Source organism: Nonomuraea sp. H19 (genome assembly GCF_052068215.1).
Classification (GTDB): domain Bacteria; phylum Actinomycetota; class Actinomycetes; order Streptosporangiales; family Streptosporangiaceae; genus Nonomuraea.
The window spans coordinates 480,688-495,428 of sequence record NZ_JBQHCV010000005.1 but is presented as its reverse complement, the minus strand read 5'-3'; the positions used below and the strand labels follow the sequence as shown (position 1 = coordinate 495,428).

15 protein-coding genes and 1 rRNA gene are annotated in these 14,741 nt (G+C 69.0%); 6 read left to right on the top strand and 10 right to left on the bottom strand.

All coding sequences use genetic code 11. The features are described 5' to 3' along the window. A 5S ribosomal RNA gene (gene rrf / locus ACTMTI_RS14080) occupies positions 1 to 74 on the top strand; the annotation flags it as partial. Positions 75 to 127: 53 nt separating this feature from the next. Here rrf and ACTMTI_RS14075 read toward each other — a convergent pair. Next, positions 128 to 610, bottom strand: coding sequence for an Lrp/AsnC family transcriptional regulator (locus tag ACTMTI_RS14075; protein ID WP_441120732.1), 483 nt, complete (start codon positions 608 to 610; stop codon positions 128 to 130). A 127-nt stretch (positions 611 to 737) separates the two neighbouring features. On the opposite strand from ACTMTI_RS14075, the gene ACTMTI_RS14070 reads away from it, so the two are divergent. Beyond that, the gene (locus ACTMTI_RS14070; RefSeq protein ID WP_441120731.1) at positions 738 to 1,625 is read left to right on the top strand and encodes a phenylalanine 4-monooxygenase; all 888 of its coding nucleotides are present in this window, start codon (positions 738 to 740) and stop codon (positions 1,623 to 1,625) included. Positions 1,626 to 1,658: 33 nt separating this feature from the next. Further along, complete coding sequence (locus tag ACTMTI_RS14065) at positions 1,659 to 2,591, top strand: serine hydrolase (protein ID WP_441120730.1); 933 nt, start codon at positions 1,659 to 1,661, stop codon at positions 2,589 to 2,591. Here the strand turns inward: ACTMTI_RS14065 and ACTMTI_RS14060 are convergent. The 5 genes from ACTMTI_RS14060 to ACTMTI_RS14040 are packed head-to-tail and all read right to left on the bottom strand — an operon-like array spanning position 2,560 to position 6,975. Next, the gene (locus ACTMTI_RS14060) at positions 2,560 to 3,285 is read right to left on the bottom strand and encodes a winged helix-turn-helix transcriptional regulator (protein ID WP_441120729.1); all 726 of its coding nucleotides are present in this window, start codon (positions 3,283 to 3,285) and stop codon (positions 2,560 to 2,562) included. The two genes, ACTMTI_RS14065 and ACTMTI_RS14060, sit on opposite strands and share 32 nt — an antisense overlap. Continuing rightward, positions 3,285 to 4,112 carry a phosphate ABC transporter ATP-binding protein PstB gene (gene pstB, locus ACTMTI_RS14055; protein ID WP_441120728.1) on the bottom strand — a complete coding sequence of 276 codons (828 nt, stop codon included), beginning with the start codon at positions 4,110 to 4,112 and terminating at the stop codon, positions 3,285 to 3,287. Before pstB ends, ACTMTI_RS14060 begins: the two co-directional genes overlap by 1 nt. Before the next feature lie 30 nt (positions 4,113 to 4,142). Beyond that, a complete protein-coding gene (gene pstA, locus ACTMTI_RS14050; RefSeq protein WP_441120727.1) occupies positions 4,143 to 5,033 on the bottom strand; it encodes a phosphate ABC transporter permease PstA in 891 nt (296 codons plus the stop codon). Further along, the gene (gene pstC / locus ACTMTI_RS14045; RefSeq protein WP_441120726.1) at positions 5,033 to 5,971 is read right to left on the bottom strand and encodes a phosphate ABC transporter permease subunit PstC; all 939 of its coding nucleotides are present in this window, start codon (positions 5,969 to 5,971) and stop codon (positions 5,033 to 5,035) included. The genes pstA and pstC overlap by 1 nt, the downstream gene beginning before the upstream one ends. Beyond that, entirely contained in the window at positions 5,971 to 6,975 is a 1,005-nt protein-coding gene (locus ACTMTI_RS14040; RefSeq protein ID WP_441120725.1) for a phosphate ABC transporter substrate-binding protein PstS family protein, read from the bottom strand. Before ACTMTI_RS14040 ends, pstC begins: the two co-directional genes overlap by 1 nt. A gap of 146 nt (positions 6,976 to 7,121) precedes the next feature. On the opposite strand from ACTMTI_RS14040, the gene ACTMTI_RS14035 reads away from it, so the two are divergent. Next, positions 7,122 to 7,595, top strand: a complete 474-nt coding sequence (locus tag ACTMTI_RS14035; RefSeq protein WP_441120724.1) for a low molecular weight protein-tyrosine-phosphatase — start codon at positions 7,122 to 7,124, stop codon at positions 7,593 to 7,595. Beyond that, positions 7,582 to 8,367 carry a fructosamine kinase family protein gene (locus ACTMTI_RS14030; RefSeq protein WP_441120723.1) on the top strand — a complete coding sequence of 262 codons (786 nt, stop codon included), beginning with the start codon at positions 7,582 to 7,584 and terminating at the stop codon, positions 8,365 to 8,367. Before ACTMTI_RS14035 ends, ACTMTI_RS14030 begins: the two co-directional genes overlap by 14 nt. Here ACTMTI_RS14030 and ACTMTI_RS14025 read toward each other — a convergent pair. Further along, a complete protein-coding gene (locus ACTMTI_RS14025; protein ID WP_441120722.1) occupies positions 8,364 to 9,218 on the bottom strand; it encodes a TetR/AcrR family transcriptional regulator in 855 nt (284 codons plus the stop codon). The two genes, ACTMTI_RS14030 and ACTMTI_RS14025, sit on opposite strands and share 4 nt — an antisense overlap. A gap of 63 nt (positions 9,219 to 9,281) precedes the next feature. On the opposite strand from ACTMTI_RS14025, the gene ACTMTI_RS14020 reads away from it, so the two are divergent. Then, positions 9,282 to 11,030 carry a right-handed parallel beta-helix repeat-containing protein gene (locus tag ACTMTI_RS14020; RefSeq protein ID WP_441120721.1) on the top strand — a complete coding sequence of 583 codons (1,749 nt, stop codon included), beginning with the start codon at positions 9,282 to 9,284 and terminating at the stop codon, positions 11,028 to 11,030. On the opposite strand, the gene hisN is transcribed toward ACTMTI_RS14020, so the two are convergent. From hisN to aroA, 3 genes are all read right to left on the bottom strand, one after another. After that, entirely contained in the window at positions 11,027 to 11,818 is a 792-nt protein-coding gene (hisN, locus tag ACTMTI_RS14015; protein ID WP_441120720.1) for a histidinol-phosphatase, read from the bottom strand. The genes ACTMTI_RS14020 and hisN overlap by 4 nt on opposite strands. Positions 11,819 to 12,070: 252 nt before the next feature. Beyond that, positions 12,071 to 13,114, bottom strand: coding sequence for a ribosome small subunit-dependent GTPase A (gene rsgA, locus ACTMTI_RS14010; protein ID WP_441120741.1), 1,044 nt, complete (start codon positions 13,112 to 13,114; stop codon positions 12,071 to 12,073). Positions 13,115 to 13,422: 308 nt separating this feature from the next. After that, on the bottom strand, positions 13,423 to 14,715 hold the full coding sequence (aroA, locus tag ACTMTI_RS14005; RefSeq protein WP_441120719.1) for a 3-phosphoshikimate 1-carboxyvinyltransferase: 1,293 nt from the start codon (positions 14,713 to 14,715) through the stop codon (positions 13,423 to 13,425). Positions 14,716 to 14,741 lie beyond the last annotated feature (26 nt).

Here is a 14,741-nt window from a genome sequence, read left to right as displayed (position 1 = left end):
ACCCGGAAGTTAAGCTTCCCAGCGCCGATGGTACTGCACTCGGGAGGGTGTGGGAGAGTAGGTCACCGCCGCACAAATATTCACGAAATAGGCCCCGACGCCGAGCGCGTCGGGGCCTATTTTGCGTTCACCGGGGATCAGCGTCGGCTTTGATCCCGACGGTGGATTCGAGTAGCGGCTCGATCCGGAAAGGGATCTGGTTCGAGAGCGCGATCGTGGTGTCCGTGCGCTGCACCGCCGGCGAGGCCAGGATGCGGGCGATGACCTCCTGCAGGTGCTCGGTGCTCCTGGCGACCACCCGGCACAGCAGGTCGTGCTGCCCGCTCGTGCCGTGCACCTCAAGGATCTGCGGAACGACACGCAGCGCCGCGACCGCCTCCTCCAGCCGCCCCTGAGCGATCTGCAGCCAGACGAACGCCAGTATCGGGTGCCCGGCCGCCGCCGGCGACACGGTGGGGCCGAAGTCCTCGATCACCCCTCGCGCCGTCAGCTTCTCTACTCGGGCCTGCACCGTGCCCCTGGCGACCCCGAGGAGGCGGGCGAGCTCGGTCAGGCCGATGCGCGGGTTGGCGCGCATGGTCACGAGCAACCTGGCGTCCAAGCCGTCCATCCCAGGCCCCTCCAAAGACTGTGCGATTCGACCAATAAATGCTGCTTTGGGAGTACGGAAGCTAGCGTACCGCGCAGCTAAACTGCTCGCTCTTGCCAGGGATTCGGGGATTTGCTGTTATCTGGGCATGTTTGAGGAAGCGCAGTACTTCGCGCCGCTCGCGGCCCAGGCGGATGGGTCCGTGGTGGTCGAGCTGTCCGCGTCGCATCCCGGGTTCGCGGATCCGGTCTACCGGGTACGCCGGAACGCGATCGCCGGGCTGGCCGTCAACTACCGTCCGGGGACGCCCATTCCGGCGGCCGAGTACACCGAGCAGGAGCACGCGGTGTGGGCGATGGTCAGCAGGGAGCTGGCGATCAAGCACGCCAAGTACGCCACGGCGGAATACCTCGACGGCGCGGCCCGGCTGGGGCTGCCGGCGGAGCGGATCCCGCAGTTGGAGGAGGTCTCGCGGCTGCTGGAGCCGCTGACCGGGTTCCGGTACCTGCCGGCGGCAGGGCTGGTGCCGCTGCGGGACTTCTACGGGGTGCTCGCGGACGGCCTCTTCCACTCGACGCAGTACATCCGCCACCATTCCGTGCCCTTCTACACGCCTGAGCCCGATGTCATCCACGAGGTGATCGGGCACGCCAACGCGCTGGCCGGCGACCGATACGCCGCGCTCTACCGTCTTGCGGGGCAGGCCGCCCGGCGGGTCGAGGGGGAGGAGGCGCTGGAGTTCATCTCCAAGGTGTTCTGGTTCACGCTGGAGTTCGGGGTGATGCGGGAAGGGGCCGAGCTCAGGGCGTACGGGGCGGGGATCCTGTCGTCGTACGGGGAGATCGAGGAGTTCCGCGGCATGGACATCAGGCCGCTGGAACTGTCCGCCATGGGGACGACACACTACGACATCACGAAATATCAAGATGTGTTGTTCGCGGCCGAATCCCTCCAGCACCTCGAGGATGTCGTAGGTGACTTCTGGGACACCTGTGACGACGACTCGATCGCCAAACTGAGCGCCGCCGCCGTCTAGCGACGGGTCACGATTGTTCGTGATAATGCCCGCGTGATCACGAGCCGGGAGCAGGCGACAGCACGGGTGGCCGTCGCGCTCGTCCTGGTCCTGTCGCTGATCGCGGTTCCTGAGAAGCACGAGGGCGGCGTCTCTGTGCGGGCGCGGCAGGTGATCCAGGTCCGGGAGGTCCGAGAGGCGGCGCTGGGGAAGATCGAAATGATCTCCGCCGCGGAGTCCCTGGCGCCGATCCCGGCCAAGCAAATCACCAAACGGCTCGACCGGTACCTGGCCGGGCGTCCTGGGCTGCGCACCGCGATGGTCAAGGACCTGACGACCGGGCGGCTCTACCGATATCACGCGGGCGAGCGGCTCATCACCGCGAGCAGCGCCAAGGTCCAGATACTCATGGCGCTGCTGCTGGAAACCTCGTGGGCGAAGCTCCCGAAGGCGGTCAGGCGCGATGCCGAACTGATGATCCGCTACAGCGACAACCGCGCCGCCGACCGCCTCTGGCTCCGCATCGGCGGCGCGCCCGGGTTCACCAAGGCGGGCCGGAAATTCGGGCTCAAACACACGCACGGCGTCCCGGGCGACTGTGTGGACCTGTATTGCTGGGGCATCACCGAAACGTCCGCCGACGATCAGATCCGCCTCATGAAGGCCCTCGTGTCCGGCAAGAGCCCACTCAGGGCCAAGGAGCGCTCTCGGGTGCTCGGGCTCATGGGCAAGGTCGTCGCCGGGCAGGACTGGGGCATCGGCGCCGCCGCGTGCCGGGGCGATCGGGTGGCGCTGAAGAACGGCTGGCTCAAGCGGGTCTCGACGAAGCGCTGGGCCGTGATCAGCGTGGGCCTGATCACGGCTGGCGGCCACGACTACGCCGTGGCCGTACTCACCGAAGGCAGTCCCGAGGTGGAGTACGGCATCGCGACGGTCGAAGGCATCACCAAGCGCATCATGCAGGGTTTTCGGACATGCTCGGAGTGACCAGCCGGTATCCCACGCCGCGCACGGTCTGAATGAGGCGGTCGTCCTCGTCACCCAGCCGCGCCCGCAGCCGCTTGACGTGCACCGCGATCGTGTTGGTCGACGTGGTAGCCGCCGAGTGCCACACGTGCCGCATGATCTGCTCGCGGGTGACCGTGCGGTCGGCGTTGCGCATCAGGTACTGCAGCAGTTCGAACTCCCGCAACGGCAGGTGCACGGCCCGCCCGCCCACGCGTACCTGATAGGCCTGCACATCCAGCTCGACCCCGCCCACGATCAGGAGCTTGCGCGACTCGGGCGAGGCCGCATGGATGAACGGCAGCAGTTCCGGCACCCGGTAGGGCCTGGCCACACAGGCGGCTGCGCCGGCCGCGAGCGCGCGTACGGCCTGCTCGGCGTTCCCCTCGCCGACGCCGAGCAGCACGGGCACGTTTCGCGCGAGCCGTACCGCGCGGACGAACTCGACCGCGTCGATGACCGGGAGCGAGGCCGCGACGATGACCACGTCCGGCTGCATGGCCCCCGCCTGCAGCAGCCCTTGGGCCCCGTCGGGTGCGCCGGTGACGGACACACCCTCGCGTTCGAGTGCGGCGGCCAGGTCCGCCACCACGGCGCCGTCCGGGTCGGCAATGAGCAGTACGGGCCTGGTCCTCGTGTCCCCGTTCATCGTGGATGCCGCCTGCGGTTGGGTCATCAGCCGAAGCGCCCTGTGATGTAGTCCTCGGTGCGCTTGTCGGACGGGTTCGTGAAGATACGGCTGGTCTCGTCGTACTCCACGAGGCGGCCGTGGCGTACGCCCTTGCTGTCGACCTCGGCCGTGAAGAAGGCGGTGCGGTGGGAGACGCGGGCGGCTTGCTGCATGTTGTGCGTGACGATCACGATCGTGTAGTCGCGCGCCAGCTCCTGCATCAGATCTTCGATCTTGGTGGTGGCGATCGGGTCCAGGGCCGAGCAGGGCTCGTCCATGAGGATGACCTCGGGCTTGACCGCGATGGCCCGCGCGATGCAGAGGCGCTGCTGCTGGCCGCCGGACAGCGACAGGGCGTTCTGCTTGAGCTTGTCCTTGACCTCGTCCCACAGGGCCGCCTGGGTGAGCGCCCCCTCGACGAGGTCGTCCATCTTGCCCTTCGTGCCGTTGACCCGGGGGCCGTAGGCGATGTTGTCGTAGATCGACTTGGGGAAGGGGTTGGGCTTCTGGAAGACCATGCCGATGCGCCGGCGCACCTCGATGGGGTCGACGTGGTCGCCGTAGAGGTCCTCGCCGTGGTAAAGGATCTTGCCGGCCGGGCGGGCGCCGGGGATGAGGTCGTTCATCCGGTTGAAGCAGCGCAACACGGTGCTTTTGCCGCAACCGGAGGGGCCGATCATGGCGGTGATCTCGCGGTTGCCGATGTTCATATCGACCTCGCGTACGGCCTCGTAGTCGCCGTAGAAGACGCTGAGGTCGGAGACCGTGAAAACAGGATCCAGGGCTTCGATGTTCTTGGGGACTTGGGGGCCGCGGACGGTGATGTTCGCCATGGGGTTTCCTATTTCAGTCATGTGCTTCCCTCACCAGCGCTTCTGGTAGCGGTTACGGAGCCAGATCGCCACCGAGTTCATCAGCAGCAGGATCAGCAGCAGGATCACGATCGCGGCCGAGGCCAGGACGTGGAATCCCTCGCGCGACTGGGAGATCCAGTTGAAAATCTGGATCGGGAGGACGGTGTAGCTGGCGAGGATGCCGTCCGGGTTGAAACGGATGAAGGACACGGCACCCAGCATCAAGAGCGGGGCGGCCTCGCCGATGGCCCGGGAGAGCGCCAGGATCGAGCCGGTCGCAATGCCGGGGATCGACGCGGGCAGCACCTGCCGGGAGATCGTCTGCCACTGCGTGGCGCCCAGTGCGAGCGAGCCCTCGCGAATCGAGGGCGGCACCGCGCGGATCGCCTCCCGCGAGGCGATGATCACGATGGGGAGGACCAGCAGCCCGAGGGTGAGCGCGGCGGTGATCACGCTGAAGCCCAGGCCCAGTGTGCGGGCGATGATGCCCAGGCCCAGGATGCCGTAGACGATCGACGGGATGGCGGCCAGGTTCTGGATGTTGAGCTCGATGACCCGGTTCCACCAGCGGGTCTTGTCCGCGTACTCCTCCAGGTAGATGGCCGCGGCGATGCCCGTCGGGACCGTGAAGGCCGCGGTCAGCGAGATGACCCAGAGCGTGCCCACGATGGCCGACTGGGCGCCGGCGATCTCCGGGTTGCGGATCGACGGCATGTTCTCCCACAGGCGGGAGTCGAGCCTCGGCCATCCCTCGACCAGGACGAAGGTGAGGAGGGCGAGCAGGAAGACGAGCGCCATCGCCAGACTCGAGATGAGCAGGATCCGGAACAAGTGCTCCCTGATCGGCCGCCCCTTGCTCGCCAGCTGTACGGCGTCGCGCGGCGTCGAGAGAACGGCCATTACTCGTACACCTCACGAAATCTCCGCACCAGGCGGGTGCTGACGTAGTTCATCGCGAACGTCATCACGAAGAGCAGGGCGCCGACCGCGAAGATGGTGTCGTAGTCGACTGTGCCGACCGGAATGTCTCCCGAGCCGGCCGCGGCGATGAACGCGGCCATGGTCTGCATCGCCCTGAGGATGTCGAACGTGAAGTTGGGCTGGCCCCCTCCGGCGATGTAGACGATCATCGTCTCGCCCGCGCCACGTGAGACCGCCAGGATGACGGCCGCGACGATGCCGGAGAAGGCCGCGGGCAGGACTACGCGGAGCGAGGTGACCATCTTGGAGGAGCCCAGGGCGTACGCGCCTTCGCGCAGGCCGTTCGGCACAGCGGACATCGCGTCCTCCGACAGCGACGCCACGATCGGGATGATCATGAAGCCGACCACGAGGCCCGCGCTCAGGGCGTTGAAGATCTCGATGTCGAAGGGCAGGATGCTCCGCAGCAACGGGGTGACGAAGCTCAGCGCGAAGAACCCGAAGACCACGGTAGGAACGCCCGCCAGCACCTCGAGCACCGGCTTGAAGATCTTCCTGACGCGGGGTTTGGCGTATTCCGACAGATAGATGGCGGAAGCCAGGCCGAGCGGCACGGCCACCACGACCGCGATGCCGGTCGTGATGAGGGTCGCGTTCACCAGCGGCGCCACGCCGTAGTGCGGGGGTTCGAACAGCGGTCCCCAGCTGGTGGAGGTGAAGAACTCCACTGCGCTGACTTCCCCGAAGAACTTGACCGTGGGCCCCAGGAGGGAGAGCACGATGCCGACCGTGGTGGCGATGGAGACCAGGGCGGCCACCATGAGGATCGCCTTGATGGCCATCTCGCCGTAACGCGGGCGCGACCGCGCCAGGGACTGGGGCGTCCCCGGCACGGTCGCGGAGTTGCGGTCCGCCATCAGCCCGCCTGGCTCTTCAGGGTGGCGAGGTCGGTCTTGAGCTTGGTTTCCTGCTCGGGGTTGAGCGGGATGAACTTCGCGTCCGTCGCGATCTTGTTGACGTTGGCCACGTAGTATTCGAGGAACGCGGCGACCTCGGGCCTCTTGGCCGCGGCAGAGGACGGGTAGACGAACAGCGGCCTGGCCAGCGGCGTGTAGGTGCCGTTCTGCGCGGTCTCCGCGCTCGGCGTGACGCAGCCCTTGCCGGAGTCGATCTGCACCGCCTTGAGCTTGGCGGCGTTCTCCTCGAAGTAGGTGAAGCCGAAGTAGCCGAGGCCGCCCTTGGAGCCCTCGACGCCCTGGACGGTGACGTTGTCGTCCTCGCTGGGGCTGTAGTCCTTGCGGCTCGCGCCCTCCTCACCGTTGATCTCATCGGTGAAGTAGTCGAAGGTGCCCGAGTCGGTGCCCGCGCCGAAGAGCTTCAGAGGCTCGTCAGGGAACTTCGGGTCGACGTCCTTCCAGCTGTTGATCTTGCCCTCTGCCGCCGGCTCCCACATCTTCTTGAGCTGGTCGGTGGTGAGGCAAGTGGCCCAGGTGTTCTCCTTGTTCACCACGACGGTCAACGCGTCGGTCGCCACAGTGAGCTCGGTGTACTTGATGCCCTTGGCCTCACACGCGGCCTTCTCCTCGTCCTTGATCGGACGGGAGGCGTTGGAGATGTCGGTCTCGCCGTTGCAGAACTTCTCGAAACCGCCACCGGTGCCGGAGGTGCTGACCGACACATTGACCTTGGGCTGTTCCTCACTGAAGAACTCCGAGGCCGCGCTGGTCAGCGGGCCCACCGTGCTGGAGCCGTCAACCTTGACCTGCCCGGCCAATTCGCCGCCGGCGCCTTGGCTGGCAGGAGCGGAAGCTGTGCCCTCCCCGGCGGGCGCATTGGTGTTGGTGCCGCCACATGCGGCGGAAAGGCCCACAACGATGGCGGCCGTCGCCACCGCGCTGAGGCGGCGCTGTCCACGGGTCACGGTATTTCCTCGTCCCTAGTGAGATCCGTTCTTCTTCCATCCGATGACACCGGGCAAAAGTGAACGGGAGTAGAACGAGCAGTGACCGAGGCCCGAAGAGGTGTGCCGGGTCGAATGAATAGGTTTGAAGAGGCCATCCTGGTGAGATGACCTATCGCGTATGCCTGGTGTGCATGGGGAACATCTGCCGATCTCCGATGGCCGAGGTCGTCCTCCGCCAGACCCTCGTCGATCGAGGCCTGGGTGATCACGTTACCGTCGAGAGCGCCGGGACCGGCGGCTGGCACGCCGGGGATCCCATGGACGAGCGGGCGCTGCGGATCCTTTCCGAGCACGGCTACGACGGCGCCGCGCATCGGGCCAGGCAGTTCACCAAGGACTGGTTCGACCGCTACGACCTGGTGCTGGCCATGGACCGGGACAACCTCGCCAACCTGCGGCGGATGGCGCCCGACGGGGTTGAGGTGCGGCTGTTCCGCTCGTTCGATCCCGCGGCGCCGCCGGAGGCCGAGGTGCCGGACCCCTACTACGGCGGCCGGGAGGGGTTCGAAGAGGTGCTCGCGCTGGTCGAGTCGGCCGCCGAGGGCGTGACCAAGCACATCGCCGATGAGATCGACTGAGGATCTGGGCTCGTCGCACGGCTGGCGGCTGCAGCGGGGCGTGCTCGACGACGGGCGGCAGGTGTTCGCGAAGACTGGGGTCGTTTCCGAAGTGTTCACTTCGGAGGCGGCCGGGCTGCGGTGGCTCGGCGAGGCGATCGCGGTGCCCGAGGTGATCGAGGCCGGCCCGGACCGGCTGGTGATGTCGTGGGTGGCGGAAGAGCAGCCGAGCGCGGCGGCGGCCGAGCGGTTCGGGCGCGCGCTGGCCGGGCTGCATCGCGCGGGGGCTCCGGGCTTCGGCGCCCCGTGGCCGGGGTTCATCGCCGAGTTGCCGATGGACAACTCCGCTTGTGACGACTGGCCCTCGTTCTACGCGTCGCGGCGGGTGCTGCCCTTCCTGCGGCAGACGCGGCTGCCCGCGGCGGACGTGGCCGCGGTCGAGCGGGCCGTGGAGCGGTTCGCCGAGGTCGCGGGGCCTGCTGAGCCGCCCTCGCGGATCCATGGGGATCTGTGGAGCGGGAACGTGCTGTGGGCCGGTGGAAGCGCCGTGCTGATCGATCCCGCGGCCCATGGAGGGCATCGGGAGACGGATCTGGCCATGCTCGCCCTTTTCGGGCTGCCGTACCTCGATCGGGTGCTGGGGGCGTACCAGGAGGAGTGGCCCCTGGCGGACGGGTGGCGGGAGCGGGTGCCGCTGCACCAGCTGCATCCGTTGCTGGTGCACGTGGTGCTGTTCGGGGCGTCGTACCGGGACGGTTTGATGGAGGCGGTGCGGCGGGTGCTGGTGCTCTAACCGGACTTGCGTTTGCGGTAGGCGCGTTGCTGGCAGGCGCGGGAGCAATAGACGCGCGGACGGCCCGACGTCGCGGGCTCGAGTGGCCTGCCACATTCCTCGCAAGTTTCGTCACGACTTTCGTCACGCTGTTGGATGAGCGCTTCGATGCCGTCCAGGAGGCGGCGCAGGCCGAACTCGAAGGGGTCCTCGGGGGCGTCCCAGCCGCCGGCTGCCCAGAGGTGGGAAAGCGTGGGGTAGCGGTCGAGCCGGCCATAGAGCTCGTCGCGGGCGCCCCACCACTCCTCCTCGGACACGCCGCTGCGCCGCTCCTCGCGCTGGATCTCCACCATGTGCAGGGCCTCCGTGTCGACGAAGCGGGCGACCAGGCCCACGACGGCGATCACCTCGGCGGGTCTGAGCGAGGTGCCGACGAGGGTGCTCAGCATGTAGTCGTAGTGGGCGACGCCGTTGGGTCCTGGCAGGTGGCGGGTGCCGCGTACCTCGGCCAGCCAGGGGTGCCGCCCGCGGATCCGCCACGCCTGCCTGGCGCAGTCCTCCAGCCGTTCCCGCCAGCCTTCTGTTGTCGCGGGGGTCGCGCTCACGTCCGGGTGCTCGCTCAGGACCTCGTCCACCATCAGGTCGACGAGCTGGTCGCGGCCGGGAACGTGGCGGTAGAGGGACATGGTCGTGAAGCCGAGCCGGTCGGCGACCTTGCGCATCGACAGGCCCGCGAGCCCTTCGGCGTCGGCCAGCTCGATGGCGGCGCGCACGATCCTGCCCAGGCTCAGGCCGGGCCGCGGCTCGCGCTCCCGCGCCTGCCACAGCAACTCCACCCCGTGATCCGGGTCCCCGGCTTTGCCTCTCGTCATGTGCACTCTCCTTGTTTATGGTGTACTACTACGTGTACGGCATAAACAGCAAAGGGAGTTCCTGTGTTCCACTTCCATGTCGCACCATCCGGCGACGACACCTGGTCCGGCACCGCCGAGCGTCCCTTCGCCACGCTCGAACGCGCCCGGTCCGCCGCCCGTGAGGCGGGCGGAGACGTCGTCGTCCACCTCAGGGCGGGCACCCACCTGCTCAGCCGGACGTTCGAGCTCACCGCGGCCGACTCGGGCCGCGACGGTCGCCGGATCGTCTACCAGGCATACGGCTATGGCACTCCCGAGCAGGAGGAGGTCGTCGTGAGCGGCGGCCGCCTGATCACCGGCTGGCAGGAGCGGGACGGCGTGTGGGTGGCCGACGTCGGCGATCTCGACACCCGCCAGCTCTATGTGGACGGGCGCAGGGCCGGCCGTGCCGCCATCCCGGGGATCCCTGGCGTCGCGAGCGCTACCGTCACGGGTTACGTCACGGACAGTGCGGATCCGCGCGGGTGGCACAGCCCCGGCGATGTCGAGTTCGTCTACCGCGGCATCTATCCCTGGACCGAGGCCCGCTGCGGGGTGGCCGGGGTGTCCGCCGAGGGCGAGTCGACCGTGATCACGATGGCGCAGCCCGCGTTCGGGTGGGCGGCCAAGCTGTACAACTCCACCTGGGAAGGCCAGACGTCGAGCGGGTTCGGGCTGCCCACCCGGATCGAGAACGACGCCGCCTTCCTGCGCGAACCGGGCACCTTCGTGCTCGACCGCTCCGAGGCCGGGCGGCACGTCTTGCGTTACCTGCCGCGGCCGGGGGAGGACCCGGAGCGTACGTGGGTGGTCGCGCCGGTCCTGGAGACGCTGCTGAGGGCCGTGGGGACGCGGAACGTGTCCATCAAGGGCCTGGTGTTCGCCGACGCCACCTGGCTGCGTCCCAGCCGGGCTGAGGGCTTCCTGCACTATCACGGCAGCGGCTACTACGAGGGCGGTGACGTCGAGACGGCCGTTCTGGGTGAGGGGGCGTCGGTGACGTACCCGGTCGCTTCGGAGAGCATCCCGGCGTGCGTGACGTTCGAGGACGTGGCGGGCCTCGAGATCGAGGGCTGCCGGTTCACCCGGTTCGGCGCCTCCGGTTTGGGCGTCGCCGGGGCCGAGATCGTGGTGCGCGGCTGCGACTTCGACTCGCTCTCGGGCGGCGGCATCGTGGTCTCGGGCGGCCGGGGCATCTCGATCGAGGACAACTGGGTGCATCAGGTCGGGCTCGAGTACAGCGGGTCGCCGGGGATCGCCGTGTCGGGCGCGCAGGGATGTACGGTCGCGCAGAACGAGGTCGCGGACGTGCCTCACTGCGGCATCGTCCTCGGGTCCGGCGAAGGGGCGCGCATCCTGCGCAACCTCACCGTGGACACCATGCGGGTGCTGGCGGACGGGGGCGGGATCTATCTGTCCGGACCTCAGGGGTCCTCGCGTGAGGACGAGGCGCTGGTGCAGGGCAACGTCATCGAGGACACGCGCACTCCGTACAACTTCGGGCTCTACACCGACTACGGGGCCTCGTGGGTGACGGTCGAGGGGAACGTCGTCATGCGGGCGGACAACACCGCCGTGCTGGAGGTGGCGCCGCCGCTGGAGAACGTCGTCTTCCGGGGGAACTTCTGGGATGCCGATCCGATCGGGCACGACAACCCGCCGAGCGGGGTGACGTACGAGGGGAATGTGACGCTCAAGGATGAACAGGACATGAATGCCGCCACCGCCGACATCCGGTCGCGAGCCGGGCTGCTGCGTCGGCGGGCCGGGTCGCGTACGCCCCGCCGCTAGCGGCCGGTGCCGTTGAGGCGGCGGAGGACCTCGTCGTGCAGGATGCCGTTGGTGCAGACCAGGCTGCCGCCCTCCAGGCCCTGCACCCCGGCGACATCCGTCCAGACACCGCCGGCCTCCTCGACGATCACCGTGAGCGCCGCCATGTCCCACGGCGACAGCTCGGGCTCGGCGGACAGGTCCGCCGAGCCCTCGGCGACCATCATGTGCGACCAGAAGTCCCCGTACGCCCTGGTCCGCCAGCAGGCGCGGCCGAGGTCGAGGAAGTTGTCGAGCTTGCCCGTCTTCTCCCATCCGCCGAAGCTGGAGTACGAGAACGACGCGTCCTCCAGGCTGGACACCGAGGACACCTGCATCCTGGACGCCTTCGTCAGGCTCTTGCCGGTCCACGCCCCGCCCTCGGCCGCCGCCCACCACCGCCGCCCGAGCGCGGGGGCCGACACGAGGCCGACCATGACCTTGCCGTACTCCATGAGCGCGATCAGCGTCGCCCAGACAGGCACGCCCCGCACGTAGTTCTTGGTCCCGTCGATGGGGTCGATGATCCATGACCGGGCGCCCCATCCGGTCTTGCCGAACTCCTCGCCCACTACCGCGTCACGTGGCCTGGCCCTGCGCAGCGTGCCGCGGATCGCCTCCTCCACGGCACGGTCGGCGTCGCTGACCGGGGTGAGATCGGGCTTGGTGTCGACCTTGAGGTCGACCGCCTTGAATCGCCGCATGGTCAGGTCATCGGCGGTATCCGCCATGACATGCGCGAGGCGTAGATCATCGTTATAACCCTGCACGATCGCCCACGCTACCGTGTCGGGTATACCGAATATCAGTCACCAACGCCCCTTTTCTGGTAACTACCGTTCCAGTTACCGGTTAGTAGTATGTCCGCCATGTCGCCAGATGTCGGTGTCTTGCTGCGGGAAGCTGTCCCCTTTGCGGGCACTTTGGGCGTCGTTTTTTGAAGACCAGTTGCCGCCTGCCCGTAACGCGGGCGCGCTGTTCTCGCCGGCGACGGCCCACGGCCTCTGGCGGTGGGGTGCGGGTCAGGCGTTGGATTCGTCCACGGTGCCTTCGCGGCTGGACAGCAGGCGGCGCAGGGATTCGAGGCGGGCCGGGTCGGCGCTGCCCGCGGCCACCAAGGCGTCCAGGGCGCAGCCGTCGCCCAGGTGCGTGCATCCCTTGGGGCAGTGGACCGTGCCCTCCACCAGATCCGGGAACGCGGCCAGGACCGTTTCCACCGACACGTGGGCCAGGCCGAAGCTGCGGACCCCGGGCGTGTCGATGATCCAGCCGCCCTGCGGCAGCTCCAACGCCACCGCCGAGGTCGAGGTGTGGCGGCCGCGGCCGGTCACCGCGTTGACGTGGGCGACGGCCCGGTGGGCGTCCGGGACCAGGGCGTTGACCAGGGTGGACTTGCCGACGCCCGAGTGACCTATCAGGACGCTGAGGCGATCGGTCAGATGATCGCGGAGCTCGTCCAGCGAGCCGCCCTTGTGGACGACGACGTGCTGGACGCCCAAGGGTTCGTAAAGAGCCACCAGCTCGTCCGGCGGCGCCAGGTCGGACTTGGTGAGGCAGAGGAGGGTGTCGATCTCCGCGTCGAAGGCCGCCACCAGGATCCTGTCGATCATGCGTGGCCGGGGCGGCGGGTCGGCCAGGGCGGTCACGATGACGAGCTGGTCGGCGTTGGCCACGACCGGGCGTTCGATGCCGTCGGTGTCCTCGGTGTCGTCGGCCGAGCGGCGCAGCATCGAGGTGCGCGGCTCCACGCGGACGACCCTGGCCAGGGTGTCCGGGCGGCCGGACACGTCGCCGACCAGGGCCACCCGGTCGCCTACGACGACGCCCTTGCGGCCCAGCTCGCGTGCCTTCATGGCGACCACGAGCCGGCTTTGCTGCTGCTTGCGCTTCTGGGCCGAGCCCTTCGCGCGTTCCGGCTCGATCAGCGTCGTGTAGCGGCCCCGGTCCACGGCGACCACGAAGCCTTCGACGGCGTCTTCGTGCGCAGGCCGAATCCGGGTCCTGGGCCGGGAACCCTTGCCTGGCCTGACCCGTACGTCGTCCTCGTCGTACTCCCGCTTCCTCAGCGGTCCGCTCCCATGCGCTCGCTTCCTTACTGTTGCTCGTCGGGTGCTACCGGGTCACCCCGCTGGACGGCGTCCGTGAGGAGGCCGGGCGGCGGGCGCTCGTTCAGGGGTTCGTCGGCTGCTCGTGACCTCCGCCGCCACCCGGGCGCGGCCGGCTGACGGCGGAGGGGTGGAACTTCGCGTCGCCCTGCGGGCAGCGCGCCAGCACGTGCCGCCCATCTCCGACGTGCCCGGCGATTTCTCCGTGAAACCGTGCACGGCGCCAGGCCCGCGTCATCGCGCTTCCCCGCGTCATCGCGCTGTCCCGATCATCGTGGTTCCAGCATCGCTGTCCACATCTGGACGAACTCCGGGAGGGTCTTGGCGGTCGTCGCGATGTTCTCCACCTCCACGCCGGGCACCGCGAGGCCGATCACCGCTCCGGCCGTGGCCATCCGGTGGTCGTCGTAGCTGCGGAAGGTGCCGCCGTGCAGGGGCCGGGGGCGGATGATGAGGCCGTCCTCGGTCTCCTCCGCGTCGCCGCCGAGCCGGTTGATCTCGGTGGCCAGCGCGGCCAGGCGGTCGGTCTCGTGGCCGCGCAGGTGGCTCACCCCCCGGATGCGGCTCGGGGTGGCGGCCAGCGCGGCCAGGGCGGCGATCGTCGGGGTCAGCTCGCCCACCTCGCGGAGGTCGGCGTCGATGCCGGTGACCTCGCCCGTTCCCGTGACGACCAGGTCGGTGGTGCCCGCCTCTTCGGCGCCTGCGCGGGTGACCGTGGCGCCCATGGTGGTCAGCAGGCCGCGCAGGGCGTCACCTGCCTGGGTGGTCCGCAGCGGCCAGGAGGGGATGGTGATCGTGCCGCCGGTGACGAGTGCCGCGGCCAGGAAGGGGGCCGCGTTGGACAGGTCGGGCTCCACCGTCATGTCCCTGGCCGCGATGGGGCCGGGGGCGACCCGCCAGATGTCGCGCTCGCTGTCGTCGACCGTGACGCCGGCCGCCCTGAGCATCTGCACGGTCATCTCGATGTGCGGCTGCGAGGGCACCGGCGGGCCGACGTGGCGGATCGTGACGCCCTTCGCGAAGCGTGCCGCCGTCAGCAGCAGGCCGGAGACGAACTGCGACGAACCCGACGCGTCCAGCGTGACCTCGCCACCCGTCAGCGGGCCGGTGATCGTGAACGGCAGGGCGTCGTTGTCGACCCGCGCCCCCAGCGCGCGCAGGGCGTCGAGGATGGGGCCCATCGGGCGCTTGCGCGCGTGCGGGTCGCCGTCGAAGGAGACGGGGCCGTCGGCCAGGGCGGCCATCGGCGGGACGAAGCGCATGACCGTGCCGGCCAGTCCGGCGTCGATGGCGGCGCCGCCGCGGATCGGGCCGGGCGTGACGTGCCAGTCGACCCCCGCGGTGGTCTCGTCGGCGGCCACCAGAGTGGCGCCCAGCGCGCGCAGCGCCGCCACCATGAGGTCGGCGTCGCGGCTGCGCAGTGCCTGGCGCACGACACCCGGGCCCTCGGCGAGCGCGGCGAGGACGAGCGCACGGTTGGTCACCGACTTGGAGCCGGGCAGCGGGACCGCGGCGGAGACGGGGGCGGTCGCGGTGGGCGCGGGCCAGTGCGGAACGGGCATGGTCAAAGAGTACTGGGGCCGGAAGC